The following is a 14,888-nucleotide window of genomic DNA, read 5'->3' on the forward strand; positions in this document are numbered from 1 at the left end:
CGGGAGAGCGGTAGCCGTCCGGCGTGCCACGACAAGGCGGCCGACCAGACGAATCGGGTGCGGATCCACGATGGATCCGCACCCAGAGTCCTGGTCGGCCGCCGGCCGCCGGTGGGGTCAGAGCCGTCCGGCCACCGTCCGGGCCAGGTCGGTCAGGCGCTTGTTGTACGTGGCCGGGTCGTCCAGCCGGACCAGCCGGATGGCCACCCAGACGCCGGAGGCGTTCACGAAGACCGCGCCGTCCTCAAGGTACGCCTCGTCGCCGATCCCGGAGAGCGTCTCGAACTTGTGATCGAGATCGCGATCGATGTCGAGGATCTTCTTCGCTCCGTCGCCGACGTAGATCTCCACCTGGGCCAACGGCCCGGAGACCGGCCCGGTGTACGAGCAGCTCTCCCCGCCGGACACCGCGTCCTCCAACGCCGTGCCGGCCAGCTTCTCGGCCTCCTGCTTGGCGACCAACGCGCACGCGTCGACCTTGGGCGGGTCGGCCGGCGGCTCGGGCGGGTCGGCCGCCTCGGTCGGCAGCACCGTCTCCAACCCGTCGATCGTCGGCATCGGCGCGGCGGCCGGCTCCTTCGCGCCGCCGCAGGCGACGAGGCCGGCCAGGGCGAGGGCGGTCACGGCGAGCCGGGCGGCGGAGGGCAGGTACCTCACGATTGTCTCCTTCGTGCGGACGTCACCGGGGCAGGGCGTCGAGCAGCCGGCGCAACGCCTGCTCGTACCCGTCGGACTGGGCGCCGAGGCGCTCGAAACTGCTCAAGGTGATGGTGAAGCTGCCCGCGTTGCCGATCACCACCGCCTCGGCCCCGATGTCCTTGACCGCCAGGTAGCCCTTGCCGTCACCGCCGAGATCCGTGACGCTCTGGTAGATCTCGTCGGCCTGCTGGCGCTGGTAGTCGTAGGTCACCTCGCCGGCCAACCGGGAGGCCGTCGTCACGGCGAGCAGGGCGACCCCCTTGCCGTCGCCGAAGCTGCAGTTGCCCTGGTCGACCATTGACTGGCCGACGAACTCGGTGATCTGGTCGGCGGTGAACGGGCAGTCCGGGCGTACCCCGTCGGCGTCGCCGGTGGGCAGGTCGAGGTCCGCGTCGGCGTCCACGCCGGCTCCCGGCCTCGGCGACGAGGGTTCGTCGCCACCGCAACCGGTCAGCGTCAGGAGAGCCGCGAGGACCGCGGGCAGGATCAGTCGCCGCACGTGTTCTGTTCCCTTCTTCCGCACCCGGCCACCGGCACTCCGACCATCCGACGGCGGCCGACAGGTGACATCTCGACGCTACGGCCGGTCGCCCGCGAAGGAATCCGGCGTTTCCCTAGCCATTGAGCGGGTCCCCGGCGTTCGAGCGGGCCAACGCGGCACCGAGTTCGGCCCGGCGGGAGATGCCCAGCTTGCGGTAGACGCGGGACAGGTTCGTCTCGACCGTCTTCGGGCTGACGAAGAGTTCGTCGGCGATGGCCCGGCTGGTCCGCCCCTGCGCGGCGAGCCGGGCGACCCGCTCCTCCGTGGCGGTGAGGTCCGACGGCGCGGGCGGGCGTCCGCCGAGCCGGGCGGCCTCGGCCCGGGCCCGCTCGGCGAACGCCGCCGCGCCGATCGCGTCGAACTCGGCCGCCGCGACCTGCAACGCCTCCCGGGCCGGGCGCTTGCGGCGCAGCCGGCGATTCACCACGCCGGCGACCAGCAGGCAGCGGGCCCGATCCAGGGGCAGCACGTCGGGCGCCACCACGGCCCGCGCGGCGGCGAGGCCGTCCAGGGCGGCCGACGGGTCGCCGCCGCCGGCGCTGTCCAGCAGGGCGCGACTGCGTGCCAGGCCGAGCAGCGTCCAGGGCCGGGGCATCCGCCGGTGCCGCTGCGCCAGCCGATCCAGGGTCGCCCGGGCGGTGGCCAGGTCACCCGCGCCCACGCAGGCCTCGATCCAGTCCGGTTCAAAGCGCTGGGCCAGCGGCTCGGCCAGGCCCATCCGGTCGACCGTCGCGGCGAGTCGGCCGTACCCGGCCGCCGCGTCGGCCGTCCGCCCGGCGCAGAGCGCGACGAACGCGGCCAGTTGCAGGTGGATGCGCCGGCACCAGTCGTCGTCGAGCTTCTCGCCCAGCCGTACGCCCGCCTCGGCCACCTGCGCCGCCGCGTCGAGCCGACCCCGGAGCGCGTCGAGCAGCCCGGCCAGCCAGGTCTCCGCGGTCAGTTCGGTGCCCAGCAGCTCACCGAGCGCCCGGGCCGCCGCGATGTGCCGCTCGGCTACCGTCCAGCGCCCGGCGAGCAGTTCGGTCTCACCGAGATGCTTGAGCAGTTCGTACTGGGAGGGCTCGTCGCCCCGCGCGGCGGCCCGGTCCAGCAGCCCGGCGAGCCGGGCCCGGGCCCGGGCCGGATCGTCGATGGCCTTCCACCAGATCGCCGGGATCGTGCCGGCCAGCCAGGACGGCTCCGCCCCCTCCATGACGAGCGCGCGGTCGAGCAGCTCGGTGCGGGGCGACTCACCGGCGCGTACCTCGTTGAAGAACAGGTGCAGCAACGCGGCGGCCAGCAGCGAGCGGTCCCCGCCCGGCCCGGTGAGCAGGGCGATGGCCGCTTCCGCGTGCGCGCGTGCCGGGTCCGGCAGGTCCACGAAGAGGGCCAGGTGGGCGTGGATCCGCCCGGCCAGCGGGGAAGCCGGCCGGGCCGCCGTCAGCGCCTGCCCGGCGGACTCCACCGCGGTGACCCCCGGTTCGTCGGCGCTCCAGGCGACGACCGCGCGCAACAGCAGCGCCTCGGCGCGGATGTCGCCGTGGAAACCGGCGGCCACCGCCTCGGCGGCGGCTCGCGCGCCGGGATGATCGCCGCAGTCGAACCGGCACCGGGCCGCCGCCAGCAGGCGCTCCCCGTGCCCGGCCCGGTCGTCGGGCGGAGTGAGCCGGGCAGCCGCCTCGTAGAGGTTCGCGGCGGCCTCCGGCGCGCCTCGCGCGTGCTGCCGGGCGGCGGCCGCGGCGAGGGCGTCGGCCACCACCGGATCCGCGCTGGTGGTGCAGAGGGCGAGATGCCGGACCCGCTCGTCCGGGTCGGCCACCACCTCGGCCAGCCTGCGGTGCAGCCCCCGCCGCACGCCGGGCGGGATGCCGGCGCGGACCGCCGCCGCGTACACCGGATGGGCGAACTCGACCCGCACCGGCGTCACCACCAGCAGCCCCGCCTCCTCCGCGGGGTCGAACGCCTGAGCGGCCACCCCGGCCGCCGCCAGATCGCGCAGCAGCGGAACGCCGAGCAGGGCGGCCAGCCGTACGGCGTCCCGGCACCAGACCGGCAGTCCGGCGAGCACCTCACCGAGGAGTTGGTGCATGGACGAGGCCACCGGCAGGTCCTGCGCCGGCTCCGGTGGCTGTGGCAGGCGCTGCACCGCGCGGGCCACCTCGATGGCGACCAGCGGGTTGCCGCCGGCCTCCCGGGCGATCCGGGCGAGCAGCGGGCGGCTCAACGTCGTGCCGATCCGCTCCCGCAGGACGTGGTGCAGGGCCCCCACGTCGAGCGGCTCCAGGGCCAGCCGGGTCAGCCGGCCGGGGCCGGCGTCCAGCCCGAGGGGCGCGGCCCGGAGCGCCGGCCCGTTGCTGCTCCGGGAGCTGACCAGGGTGGCCAGCCCCGGGTCGACCCGGCGCAACGCGAACCGCAGCGCACGTTCGCTCGGCCGGTCCAGCCACGGCGCGTCGTCCACCGCGACCAGCATCGGCCGGTCCGCGGCGAGCGCCGCCTCCAGCAGCGAGCGGGTGGCCGCGCCGACCACCCGCTCGTCGACGGTCTCGTCGCTGTCGCGGGTGAGCAGCACCACCTCGGCCGCGACGCGCTGCGGACGCGGCAGGTCCACCACCAGGTCCGCCAGCGGGCGCAGCAGGTCGGCGAGGGCGGCGAACGGAAGGTCGGTCTCGCACTCGGTCGGCGCGCAGGTCAGCACGGACCAGCCGGCCCGCCTCGCCTCGGAGATCAGCACCCGCAGCAACGCCGTCTTGCCGATCCCGACCGGCCCCTCCAGCAGCACCGGCCCGGGCTCGCTCAGCGAGCGCCAGGCATGGTCGAACACCTCGTCCCGGCCGACGAGCGCACGCCGCATGGGGCGATTCTGGCACCGCCCAGGGCCAGCGACCATCGTGCGGACGGTGACCCGCCGACGGCGGTCGGCCCCCCGGGCGTCAGGCGTGCAGGGTCCGGCTGGGCGGGATCCCGTAGGTGGCGTGGTAGCGGGCGGTGAACCGGCTGTGGCTCAGGAATCCCCACCGGGAGGCGATGGCCGACACGGTTTCCTGTCGCGGGTCGGCCTGCAACAGGTCGTGGTGCGCGCGGTCGAGCCGGACCCGGCGCAGATGTGCCATCGGGGTGGTGTCGAGGTGCCGGCGGAACGCCAGTTGCAGGGCCCGCAGTGAGACCTGGGCCGCGGCGGCGATGTCGGCCGCGACGATGTCGCGGTCGGCGTACTCGTCGATGAACGCCGTCGCCCGACGCAGCGTCGCGTTGGTCGCGGCGCGGCGATCCGTCGCGGCCGGGCGGCCGGTGATGGTGTTGGGAAAGACCGCGAGCGCCGAGGCGGCCAGCATCCGGGCGGCGTTGGCGATCACCAGCGGCTGCCGGTAAGCGTACGGGTTGCGGAGTACGACGTGGTCGAGGTAGCTCGTGGTGTGCCGCCACAGCCGCGCCAGGGCCGGCGAGGCGGGAGCCAGTCCGGTGAACCGGATCGTGCCCGCCCGACCGGGCAGCGTGCCGCCGGCCACCTTGGCCAGCACCGAGAGGTCGAGCAGGCACGACTTGACCCGTCCGGGCAGCCAGGACATCGAGTACGGGCGGCCGGGTGCGGCGGCGAGGAAGACGTCTCCCGGCCCGAATCGGCCGCTCACTCCGGCACAGGTTCGGTCGATCCGCCCGCTGACCACCTGGACGACCACCAGGGCACCGATGCGTCCGACGTCGATCTCCAGCCGGGTCGACTGCTCCATCGTCTCCAGGCAGAACGGGCCGGCGTCGACGCGGTGGTGGCGGAATCGGTAGCCCTCCGCGGCCCGGATCGTCATCTCGGTGCCGTAGGCGCTGGTCAGAAAGGCGTGGATGGTGTCGGGGTCGCGGCTGTCGAACCGATGCGTGGCCGGGAGCTTCGTATTCACCTCGTCTCCATCGACACGGACGGAGGGCGATCGTTCCGTGCGTAGACGGGTCCGACGCGGCCTTGCAGAGGCCGGTGATGAGCACGGCCGGCGAGCGGGATTCCTTTCCGATGGTATCCACAGAGGAAGGAATCCCATGAGGTTCCCACGGTATCTGCGTCGCGTGGAGGGGACGTCGCTCGTTGCGGAGAGCAGAGGGGCTTCGTTTTCGGGCTAACGCGCCCGGTCTCGTGCGCACTTCGGGCTAGCCGCGACCGAGCGTGGCCATGATCATGCAAAGGGTGTCGAGTGAGAGGTAGTTGATCGACCGAAAGGGATGAGGGAATGGGGTGGTTGGAGATCAACGATCTGGCTGACATCGTCCGCCTGGCAACGGCTGACGCGCTCCGGCGGATCGCCGGGGAGACACTCTTGACCGGCATCCTGGGAACCCGGCTGGCCGCCCTCGGCGACGGCCTGCGGGAGGTGTTGCGTACCGGCCTGGTGACGCAGCGGGTGGCCGCGCCGTCGCGGCTCATCGCGCTCTGCCGGGACCTCGCCCTCGGACCGGACGCCTTCGACCTGCTGGGGCACCACGTGCTGGGTGCCCTGGTCGGCTATCGACCGGGGCCGGACGCGCTGGTGCGGGTCGGCGGCGCCCTCGGGCTGGCCCGCCGGGAGCTGTTCGCCCGCCGGCAACCGGCGTCCGACGAACCGGCCCGGGTCCGTACCCAACGCGGCCGGCGCAACAGCGCCACCGCTCATTACCGCTCGACGAAGCCGCCGGAGCACCTGCCCTCGCCGCCGGAGTGGACGTGCACGGGGTGCGGCCGGGAGTGGCCGTGCGCGGTCAAGCAGAGTCAACTGCTCGCCGAGTTCGGGGGTGCCCGCGCCGCGCTCGCGGTCTACCTGGGCTCGTGCCTCTTCGCCGCCGCCCGGGACCTGCCCGGCATGCCGTTGGCCCACGCTCGCAGCCGGTTCCTCGGCTGGTTGCCGCGTCGACCGTGCTGACCGTCGAGCGCCCCGCCCGACCAGCGCGGCCCCGCGCCGACTCGACCCGACGGCGACCCCGGGCCGCCCGCGCCCACTGTGGAGCGCGGGACGGCCCGTAGCGCCCGCTGGCGGGCAGGGCCGGCGGTCGTTGCGACGCGGCGGCTGGCGGCCTCGGGTCAGTGCGGCGCGGACGCGGGCGCGCGGTCGGTGTTCGCCTCGGTTTCCGGGCCGTCGGTCTCGTCGTGCTGTGCCGTCGCCCCCGGCCCGGCGAACCAGTCGATGCCGCCCGGACCGGCGGCGGCGACGGCCGCCTCCGCGCGGGCCACCGGGTCGTGTGGCGGGCGGGCGGGCGGCTCGGGCTGCGGCTGGTCGGCCCGGGTCTCCGCAGTGCCCTCCGGATCGCCGGTGGCCGGCTCCGGGCCCCTGGTCGCCGCCGGGTTCGCCGCCGGTCCGGCACCCACCGGCCCGGCCTCTGCTGGGACGGCCTCTGCCGGCACGGCGTCCGTACGGCCGGCGACGCCCTCACCGGACCGGGGTGCACCGGTGGTTGCCGGGCCCGGCTCGCCGCCGGCCCGGGGTGCCGGGATGTTCGCGCCTCTGGCGGCCACCATCGGATACTCGGCGGTCTCGCTGCCGCCGGCCGCGGCGGCCATCACCGCCGCGGCGGCCAGATCGGCGACCCGCTTGGCCTCCCGCTGCACCCGCGCCCGGGTCTCCTTGGCGTGCCGCTCGGCCGCCTCGGCGGCCCGGCGCACCTCGTCCAGCCGCTGGCTCTCCGTCGCGAGGTCGCGGCTGGTCTCCTCAAGCTGCTGGCGCAGCCCGGTCAGCTCGGCGTCCGTGGCGTCCTTCTCGCGGCGCGCCTCGTCGAGCTGCTGCCCGGCGGTATCCAGTTCCTCCTGGAGTTGGGCCAGCGCGTCCCGCTGCTTGCCGACCTCCAGCTGTACGGCGTGGAGCTGCTCCTCGGCGGCTGCGGCCTGCTCGTCGCTGTGCTTGCGTACCTCGGCCGCCTGCTCGTCGGCACGCTTGCGGATCTCCGCGGAGTACTGCTGCGCGTCCGCGATCATCGAGCTGACCCGCTGCTCCGCGGCGGTCCGCTGGGCGGCCAACTCGCGTTCGGCCGTCGCCCGCTGCTCGGTCAGGTCCTCCTCGGCACTGGCGCGCCGCTCCGCCAACTCCTCCTCGACGGTGGTCCGCCACTGGGCCAGCTCCTGCTGGTTCTTTGAGCGAGCCGCCTGGATCTCCTGGTGGATCTGGGTACGCGCCGACGCGGTCAGCGCCTCGGCCGCCGATCGCGCCTGCTCGACCTGCTGGCGGCACTGCTCGCCGATCTTCTGCGCCTCCTGCTGGGCGCGTTCGTGCGTGGCCTCACCCTCGGCGCGCAGCTTGTCGGCCCGCTCGCGGGTCTCGGTCAGCTCGGCGTCGGCGGCGGACTTCAGTTCCTCGTACTTCTTCTCGTGCTCGGCCCGCCGGCCGGCCAGTTCCTCTTCGAGGTCCGCCAGCGCCTTGACCGTCCGTTCCCGGGCGTTGGCGAGCGTCTTGTCCGCCTCCGCCTGGAGTTTGGCCGCCAGATGGGTGGCCTCCTCGATCATCTTGGCGCCCTGCTTGTCGGCCAGCTCGATCATCTCGGCGACGATCGGGCCCAAGTCCCGGATGGTCGCCTTGTCCAGTTGCGCCGGTCGCTGGCGCAGCTCGGTCACCTCGGCCTGGAAGGCCTGGAGCTTGCCGGTCAGGTCCCGCACCCGCGCCGCCGCCCGGTCCCGCTCGGCCGAGGCGGCGGCGAGGCGGTTCTCCACCTGCTCGACGTAGCGCTCGACCTGCCGTCTCTCGTACCCGCGCATGGCGACCTCGAACTCCGGCCGTGAGGTCAGGTCGTCGCGGGTTGCGAACGGCTTCTCGCCGATGGACATGCCCATCCTCCGTACGAATCGCGAGCGGCACACCGGCGTCCCGGCGGCGATGACGCGCAACGCTACCGCTGCTTGCGGGGGTCTGTCGTCCCACCCCGGTACCGTTTCGCGCCACCCGCCGGATGGCGCCGCGCGCAGCCCGGCATCTGCGCCGGGACGCGGGTGTCCAACCGGGGTGGCCTGCGGCGCTCCGGACGATGCATCGGACAGTGTCTACCTGCGACGTTGCCGTCACCCGGAGGGTGGCCGGGAGCCGGACCCTCGCCTTGACAGCAAGTTAGGTTAGGTTAGCCTAACCACATGTCGAGCGGACTGGCGTCGGGCGACGCCGAGCAGAGCCTTCGCGGAGCCGACCTCCGCTTGGGCTACCACGGCACGCCGGTGGTCCATGGCGCGAGCATCGCCCTGCGACCCGGCCGGGTGACCGCCCTCGTCGGCCCGAACGGCAGCGGCAAGTCGACCCTCCTGCGAGCTCTCGCCCGGCTGCACCCGATCGACCACGGCACGGTTCACTTGGCCGACGGCGCCACCGCGGCGGGATTGCCGGCCAAGGAGTTCGCCCGCCGGGTCACCCTGCTGGCCCAGAGCCGGCCGGTGCCCAGCGGGGTCACCGTCCGTGACGTGGTCGGCTACGGCCGTCACCCGTACCGGGGCCGCTGGCGCGCCGACGACCCCGCCGGGCCCGCCGCCGTCGCCCGCGCGATGGCCGTCACCGGGGTCACCCCGATGGCCGACCGGCCGGTGGACGAGCTTTCCGGCGGCGAACTGCAACGGGTCTGGTTGGCGACCTGTCTGGCCCAGGACACCCCCGTGCTGCTGCTCGACGAACCCACCACCTTCCTCGACCTGCGCTACCAGGTGGAGATCCTCGACCTGATGCGTGACCTCGCCGACGACCACGGCGTCGCGGTCGGCGTCGTGCTGCACGACCTCAACCAGGCCGCCGCGGTGGCCGACGAGGTGGTCCTGCTGCACAGCGGCCGGATCCGCGCCACCGGCACTCCGGCCGAGGTTTTCACCGAGCAGGACCTGACCGAGACCTACGGGATCACCATCGAGGTCACCGTCGATCCGCTCAACGGACTGGTGACCACCCGGCCCGTCGGCCGGCACCTGACCCGTATCCCGGTCTGAACCCGACCAGCCAACACCCGCACCCGAGAAAGAACGTCATGTCCCGTAACCGTGTCATTGCCCTGGTCGCTGCCGCCAGCGCGCTGCTGCTGGCCGCCTGCGGCACCACCGAGAACACCGCCGAGCCCACAGCCTCGGCCTCCGCCACCGGCGGACCGGTCACCGTCACCGACAGCCGCGGCAAGGAGGTGAAGCTCGACAATCCCGCCACCAAGGTCGTCGGCCTGGAGTGGGGTGAGGTCGAGATGCTGGTCAGCCTCGGCGTCATGCCGGTCGGCGTCGCCGACCCCAAGGGCTACGCCACCTGGGTGACCGCCGCCAAGCTCGACTCCGGCGTCAAGGACGTCGGCACCCGGGGGGAACCGAGCGTCGACTCGATCGTCGCGTTGCAACCCGACCTGGTGGTGATGGAGGACGACCGCGGCGCCAACCTGATCAGCCAGCTGGAGAAGTACGTCCCGGTCATCGTCGCCAAGGGCAGCGATGCCTCGGACAACCTCGGCCGGATGCGTACCGACCTCAACATGATCGCCAAGGCGGTCGGCAAGACCGCCGAGGCGGAGAAGCTGCTCGCCGACTTCGACGCCGCCATCGCCGAGGGCAAGCAGAAGATCGCCGCCGCCGGTGCGGCCGGCAAGCCGTTCGCCATCGCCGACGGCTGGAAGGAAGGCAGCACGGTCAGCATCCGGATGTTCGGTCAGGGCGCGCTGGTCTCCCAGATCGGCATCGCGCTCGGCCTGACCAACGCCTGGGAGGGCAAGACCGACGAGGCGTGGGGCCTGGGCCAGACCGACGTCGAGGGCCTGACCGTCTTCAAGAGCCCGGACCTGCACTTCTTCTACAACGCCTCGGACGGCAGCGACGTCTTCGCCGACGGCCTCGCCGACAACGCCATCTGGAAGTCGCTGCCCTTCGTCAAGCAGGGCAACCTGCACCGGATGCCGGACGGCGTCTGGACCTTCGGCGGGCCGCTCTCCGGCAAGCAGTACATCGACCAGCTCGTCAACACCTACACGGTGTGACCACGCTGACCGCGCCCCCGCGTTCGGAGCCGGCCCTCGGGTCGGCTCCGGCCGGGCGCCTCTCGGCCCCTCGCGTCGTCGGGGCCTTCATCGCGGCCACCGCGCTGCTGCTGGCGGTCGCCGCCGTGCACCTCACCCAGGGCACCTCCGCCGTCGGCGCGCTCGACCTGCTGCGGCTGCTCACCGGTGGCGACGACGAGACGGTCCGGGTGCTGGTCGCCTCCCGGGTGCCCCGGCTGCTCGCCGGGCTGGCCATCGGCGTCGCCCTCGGCTTCGCCGGCGCGGCCCTCCAGTCCATCGCCCGTAACCCGCTCGCCTCGCCGGACACCCTCGCCGTCAACGCCGGCGCCCACCTGGCCATCGTCTCGGTCGCCGCGTTCGGCATCGCGTTGCCCGCGCTGCCCGCCGGGGGCCTGGCCTTCTGTGGCGGGCTCGCCGCGGCCGGCCTGGTGATGGCGATGTCCGCTGGCGGGCAGGCCGGCACCACCCGGCTCATCCTCGCCGGATCGGCCACCGCGCTGGCCCTCGGCTCGGTGACCACCCTGCTGCTCCTGCTCTTCGAGCAGGCCACCATCGGCCTCTTCGCCTGGGGCAACGGCTCGCTGGTGCAGAGCGACCTGAACGCGCTCACCCAACTCGCCCCGGTGATCGGCCTCTCCATCGTCGCGCTGATGCTGCTCGGGCACCGCCTCGACATCCTCGCCCTCGGCGACGACACCGCCACCGTGCTCGGCCTCGACGTACGGCGTACCCGGCTGCTCGTCACGGTGCTGGCCGTGCTGCTCTCCGCGGCGGCGGTCACCCTCACCGGACCGGTCGGTTTCGTCGGCCTCTGCGCCCCGGTGATCGTCCGGCTCCTCGGCCCGCTGGTGCCCGGGGTGCACCGGCACCGGGTGCTGCTGCCGCTCGCCGGCATCGCCGGAATGATCATCGTGCTCAGCTCCGACGTGCTGCTGCGGGCCGTGATGGGCGGCCAGGCCGGCGTCGACATCCCCACCGGCGTGGTGACCACCCTGCTCGGTGCGGCCATCCTCATCTGGCTCGCCCGCCGGCACCGCGACGCCGGCCCCACCCGCCGCCCGCCCGGCGGCCACGCGGCCATCCGTTCGGCTGCCTTCCACCGCGCCGTCGTCGCCGTGGCGGCCACGGTCACCGCCGTCGCGGTGCTGGTCGGCATGCTCTTCGGGGACACCTGGGTGCTGGTCGGCGACATCGTCAACTGGATCAACGGCGACACCGGGCCGGCGTACACCTTCGTGCTGGACCAGCGGTGGCCGCGGGTCGCCGCGGCGATGCTGGCCGGCGCGGCCCTCGCGGTCGCCGGCACCACCGTTCAGGCGGTCTGCCGCAACCCGCTGGCCGAACCCGGCATCCTCGGCATCACCGCCGGCGCCGGGCTGGGCGCGATCTCGCTGCTCACCTTCGTGCCGCTGGCCGGCGTCTGGGCGGTCTCCGGAGTGGCCGGGCTCGGCGCGATGCTCGCCTTCGCCCTGGTCTACGGGGCGGCCTGGCGCGGCGGGCTCAGCTCCGACCGGCTGGTCCTGATCGGATTCGGCACCTGGCAGGGCGGCATGGCAATGATCACCTTCCTGATCGTCGCCTTCGACCCGTGGAACACCGGCAAGGCCCTCACCTGGCTCTCCGGCTCCACCTACGGCCGGACCGCCACCCAGGTGCTGCCGGTGGCGATCGCCCTGCTGGTGCTCACCCCGGCGGTGGTCGCCGCCCGGCGCGAACTGGACCTGATGACGCTCGACGACGACACCCCGCGGGTGCTCGGCGTCCGGCTGGAACGTACCCGGCTGGTCGCGCTCGGCGCGGCGGCGCTGCTCACCTCGACCGCGGTCTCCGCGGTCGGCGTGATCGGCTTCGTCGGCCTGGTCGCCCCGCACGCCGCCCGCGCCCTCGTCGGTGGCCGGCACGCCCGGGTGCTCCCGGTCGCCGCGCTGCTCGGCGCCGGACTGGTCAGCCTCGCCGACACCCTCGGCCGCACCGTGATCGCCCCAGCCCAGGTCCCCGCCGGCCTGGTCACCGCCATGATCGGCACCCCCTACTTCGTCTGGCTGCTGTGGCGTTCACGCGCCTCGGCACCCCGAATCCGGTAACGCGTCGACGCGACCCGGCCCGTACCCAGAGAGGCAACATGACCAACACCCTGCCCGCCACGCCCTGGCGGCTGTTCTCCGTCGAGGTTCGCGCGGTACGCCGGCTCAGCCCGTCGTTCGTCCGGGTCACCTTCACCGGCCCGGACCTGGACCGCTTCGCCGACAACGGCTACGACCAGCGGATCAAGCTGGCGCTGCCGCTGCCCGGCCAGCGCGCGGTGTACCTGCCCCAGGGCCCTGACTGGTACGCGCAGCTGCGGGCCCTGCCGGAGCACCGGCGCAACCCGGTCCGCACCTACACCGTCCGGGCGGTCCGGCCGCACCTCAGCGAGGTCGACGTCGACCTGGTGCTGCACGGCGAGGGCGGCCCGGCGACCCGGTGGGCTCGGCGGGTACGCCCCGGCGACGAGATCGCCATCGCCGGCCCGGACGCCGAACACCCCGGCCCGCACGGCGGGCTGGAGTTCCGGCCGCCGTCCACCGGGTGCCTGCTGATCGCCGGGGACGAGACGGCGGTGCCGGCGATCAGCGGCATCTGCGAGCGGCTGCCGCTGGACGCCCGGGGCCGGGTGCTGCTGGAGGTTCCCACGGCAGAGGACGTGCTGCCGCTGGTCGCGCCGCCCGGCGTGGAGGTGACCTGGCTGTCCCGCGACGGCGGCCGGTACGGCGACCGGCTGGTCGGTGCCGTCGCCGCCGCGGCCGGGGAGCTGCTCTCCAGCGAGGTGGGTGTGCCGGTCGCCGCGGTCACCGGTCCCGGGTCGCCGGGTCAGCCGGTCGACGACGTGGACGTGGACCGCGCGATCCTCTGGGAGGTGCCCGACGTGATGCCGACGGCCCCGCTCTACGCCTGGCTGGCCGGGGAGGCGGGCGTGATCCGTACCCTCCGCCGGCACCTGGTCGCCGAACGCGGCCTGGACCGCCGGGCGGTGGCCTTCATGGGCTACTGGCGGCACGGCCTGGCCACCCCCTCCTGACCGCGGCGGCCGGCCCGGGTCAGGGGAGGGGGTGGGAGATGCCGCGGGCGTGGTCGGTGAGGGCGGCGGCGACCACGGTCGCCTCCAGCGGCAGCACCTCCAGGCACCGGCGTACGGCGGCGGCCATCAGCGTGTTCGGGACCCGCATGGACAGCGTGCAGTGCGGCACCCACCGGCCGGGCTGGTAGTGCTCGACCAGCCCAATGCCGGCCGCGGCGAGCCGGTCGTGCACCCGCCGGTGGTGCTCCAGCAGTTCCACGGTGGGCGCCGGGCCGAGCCAGAGCACCCGGCCGACGAACTGCCCGGCCTGCTGGAACGACAGCCGCAGCGGCGCCGCCACGGTGGTGCCGGTGAGCGCCGCCGCCACCTGTTCCGGGTCGAAACGCGGCGCGACCGCGAGCGAGACGTGTGGCCGGTGCCGCTGCTCCAGCAGGGAGCGCATGCTCTGCACCCCCTCGGCCTCCAGGGCGTCCCAGAGCACCCGGATCCGTCGGGTGGCGGCGGTGTCCAGGTAGAGCTCCAACGCGGCGACCACATGATCACTGTAGTCACGGCACGATGACGGCCCGGCCCTCCAACGTGCCGTCCTGCATCTTCCGGTAGGCGGACATCGCGTCCTCCAGGCGGAACGTGGTCGTCTTCGGGCGCACCAGCCCGCGCGCGCCGAGGTCGAGCACCTCGATCAGCTCGGGGCGGCTGCCCCAGTACGTGGTCTGGATGCTCACCTCGTAGGGCACCGAGAAGAAGCTGACCGGCAGCGAGCCACCGCCGATGCCGACGATGGACAGGTCACCCACGGTGCGTGCGGCGGCGGCGCCGATGCGCAGCGTGGCGTCGGCGCCGACGAAGTCGAGCACCACGTCGGCCCCGTGACCGCCGGTGGCCTTCCGGATCTCCTCGGCGGTCTGCTCGCTCGAACGCAGCGCCAGGTCGGCGCCGTACTCCTCGGCGAGCCGCAACGCCTCGTCCCGGGTGTCCACCGCGATGATCCGGGCCGCGGTGGTGGCCTTGAGAATCTGCACGCCGACGTGCCCGAGCCCGCCGACGCCGATGACCACCGCGGTGCTGCCCGGCGGGAGCTTGGACCAGGACCGGCGGATCGCGTGGTACGGGGTGAGGCCCGCGTCGGTCAGCGGCGCGGCCTGCACCGGGTCCAGCCCCTCGGGCAGCGGCACCACGTGCCGGGCCGCCGGCACCAGTTGGTACGCGGCCATGCCGCCGTCCAGCCCGAGCCCGCCGCCACCGCCCGGCACCGGCGCACCGGCCGGGTTCTCGCAGTAGGTGTCGATCCCGAGCCGGCAGCGGGCGCAGGTGCCGCATCCCCACGGGCCGTACACGGCGACCGGCTGGCCCACCTCCAGCCCGGTGACCCCGGCGCCGAGCGCGTGCACCCAGCCGGCGTTCTCATGCCCCAGCGTGAACGGCGGGTTCCAGGGCAGGGCGCCCGCCTCGAAGTCGTGCATCAGGTGCAGGTCGGAGTGGCAGGCTCCGGCACCACCGATCTTCACCACCACCTGTCCCGGGCCCGGCGTCGGCTCGTCGACCTCGACCAGTTCCGGTTCGGTCTTCCAGGCGGGCAGCCGCAGCGCACGCATCTTTGCCTCCCGTTCTCCGACGACGCCGGCACCGCCGCGTCCCCGGCAGACGCTGCACCAAACGCCC

General features: G+C 74.1%; 12 protein-coding genes. 5 read left to right on the top strand and 7 right to left on the bottom strand.

Annotation, left to right across the window (positions count from 1 at the left end; genetic code table 11):
* Positions 1–117: 117 nt before the first annotated feature.
* The 4 genes from ACQPYA_RS09830 to ACQPYA_RS09845 form a co-directional block, all read right to left on the bottom strand.
* Positions 118–657 carry a hypothetical protein gene (locus ACQPYA_RS09830; protein ID WP_433532302.1) on the bottom strand — a complete coding sequence of 180 codons (540 nt, stop codon included), beginning with the start codon at positions 655–657 and terminating at the stop codon, positions 118–120.
* A 22-nt stretch (positions 658–679) separates the two neighbouring features.
* On the bottom strand, positions 680–1,198 hold the full coding sequence (locus ACQPYA_RS09835; protein WP_433532303.1) for a hypothetical protein: 519 nt from the start codon (positions 1,196–1,198) through the stop codon (positions 680–682).
* 115 nt (positions 1,199–1,313) lie between these two features.
* Complete coding sequence (locus ACQPYA_RS09840) at positions 1,314–4,070, bottom strand: AAA family ATPase (RefSeq protein ID WP_433532304.1); 2,757 nt, start codon at positions 4,068–4,070, stop codon at positions 1,314–1,316.
* Positions 4,071–4,149: 79 nt separating this feature from the next.
* Complete coding sequence (locus tag ACQPYA_RS09845; protein ID WP_433532305.1) at positions 4,150–5,112, bottom strand: AraC family transcriptional regulator; 963 nt, start codon at positions 5,110–5,112, stop codon at positions 4,150–4,152.
* A 324-nt stretch (positions 5,113–5,436) separates the two neighbouring features.
* Between ACQPYA_RS09845 and ACQPYA_RS09850 the strand changes: the two genes are divergently transcribed.
* Positions 5,437–6,102, top strand: a complete 666-nt coding sequence (locus tag ACQPYA_RS09850) for a hypothetical protein (RefSeq protein ID WP_433532306.1) — start codon at positions 5,437–5,439, stop codon at positions 6,100–6,102.
* A 158-nt stretch (positions 6,103–6,260) separates the two neighbouring features.
* Here ACQPYA_RS09850 and ACQPYA_RS09855 read toward each other — a convergent pair whose 3' ends face one another.
* The gene (locus ACQPYA_RS09855; protein ID WP_433532307.1) at positions 6,261–7,991 is read right to left on the bottom strand and encodes a hypothetical protein; all 1,731 of its coding nucleotides are present in this window, start codon (positions 7,989–7,991) and stop codon (positions 6,261–6,263) included.
* Between the two features lie 300 nt (positions 7,992–8,291).
* Here ACQPYA_RS09855 and ACQPYA_RS09860 point away from each other — a divergent pair, with 300 nt between their 5' ends.
* The 4 genes from ACQPYA_RS09860 to ACQPYA_RS09875 are packed head-to-tail and all read left to right on the top strand — an operon-like array spanning position 8,292 to position 13,226.
* Positions 8,292–9,125, top strand: a complete 834-nt coding sequence (locus ACQPYA_RS09860; RefSeq protein WP_433532308.1) for an ABC transporter ATP-binding protein — start codon at positions 8,292–8,294, stop codon at positions 9,123–9,125.
* A 38-nt stretch (positions 9,126–9,163) separates the two neighbouring features.
* The gene (locus ACQPYA_RS09865) at positions 9,164–10,147 is read left to right on the top strand and encodes an ABC transporter substrate-binding protein (RefSeq protein ID WP_433532309.1); all 984 of its coding nucleotides are present in this window, start codon (positions 9,164–9,166) and stop codon (positions 10,145–10,147) included.
* Between the two features lie 5 nt (positions 10,148–10,152).
* The gene (locus ACQPYA_RS09870) at positions 10,153–12,252 is read left to right on the top strand and encodes an iron ABC transporter permease (RefSeq protein WP_433533448.1); all 2,100 of its coding nucleotides are present in this window, start codon (positions 10,153–10,155) and stop codon (positions 12,250–12,252) included.
* A gap of 38 nt (positions 12,253–12,290) precedes the next feature.
* On the top strand, positions 12,291–13,226 hold the full coding sequence (locus tag ACQPYA_RS09875; RefSeq protein WP_433532310.1) for a siderophore-interacting protein: 936 nt from the start codon (positions 12,291–12,293) through the stop codon (positions 13,224–13,226).
* 19 nt (positions 13,227–13,245) lie between these two features.
* On the opposite strand, the gene ACQPYA_RS09880 is transcribed toward ACQPYA_RS09875, so the two are convergent.
* On the bottom strand, positions 13,246–13,761 hold the full coding sequence (locus tag ACQPYA_RS09880; protein WP_433532311.1) for a 2'-5' RNA ligase family protein: 516 nt from the start codon (positions 13,759–13,761) through the stop codon (positions 13,246–13,248).
* Positions 13,762–13,774: 13 nt separating this feature from the next.
* Entirely contained in the window at positions 13,775–14,821 is a 1,047-nt protein-coding gene (locus ACQPYA_RS09885; RefSeq protein WP_433532312.1) for an NAD(P)-dependent alcohol dehydrogenase, read from the bottom strand.
* Positions 14,822–14,888 lie beyond the last annotated feature (67 nt).

Origin of the sequence: Micromonospora sp. CA-263727, from assembly GCF_050942455.1 — a bacterium.
In the GTDB taxonomy this organism is placed as follows: Bacteria; Actinomycetota; Actinomycetes; order Mycobacteriales; family Micromonosporaceae; genus Micromonospora.

Excerpts from the sequence above, each read along its gene's own strand:
- ACQPYA_RS09865 (WP_433532309.1), top strand. The coding sequence starts at position 9,164 with ATGTCCCGTAACCGTGTCATTGCCCTGGTCGCTGCCGCCAGCGCGCTG.
- ACQPYA_RS09875 (WP_433532310.1), top strand. The coding sequence starts at position 12,291 with ATGACCAACACCCTGCCCGCCACGCCCTGGCGGCTGTTCTCCGTCGAG.
- ACQPYA_RS09860 (WP_433532308.1), top strand. The coding sequence starts at position 8,292 with ATGTCGAGCGGACTGGCGTCGGGCGACGCCGAGCAGAGCCTTCGCGGA.
- ACQPYA_RS09885 (WP_433532312.1), bottom strand. The coding sequence starts at position 14,821 with ATGCGTGCGCTGCGGCTGCCCGCCTGGAAGACCGAACCGGAACTGGTC.
- ACQPYA_RS09855 (WP_433532307.1), bottom strand. The coding sequence starts at position 7,991 with ATGTCCATCGGCGAGAAGCCGTTCGCAACCCGCGACGACCTGACCTCA.
- ACQPYA_RS09840 (WP_433532304.1), bottom strand. The coding sequence starts at position 4,070 with ATGCGGCGTGCGCTCGTCGGCCGGGACGAGGTGTTCGACCATGCCTGG.
- ACQPYA_RS09850 (WP_433532306.1), top strand. The coding sequence starts at position 5,437 with ATGGGGTGGTTGGAGATCAACGATCTGGCTGACATCGTCCGCCTGGCA.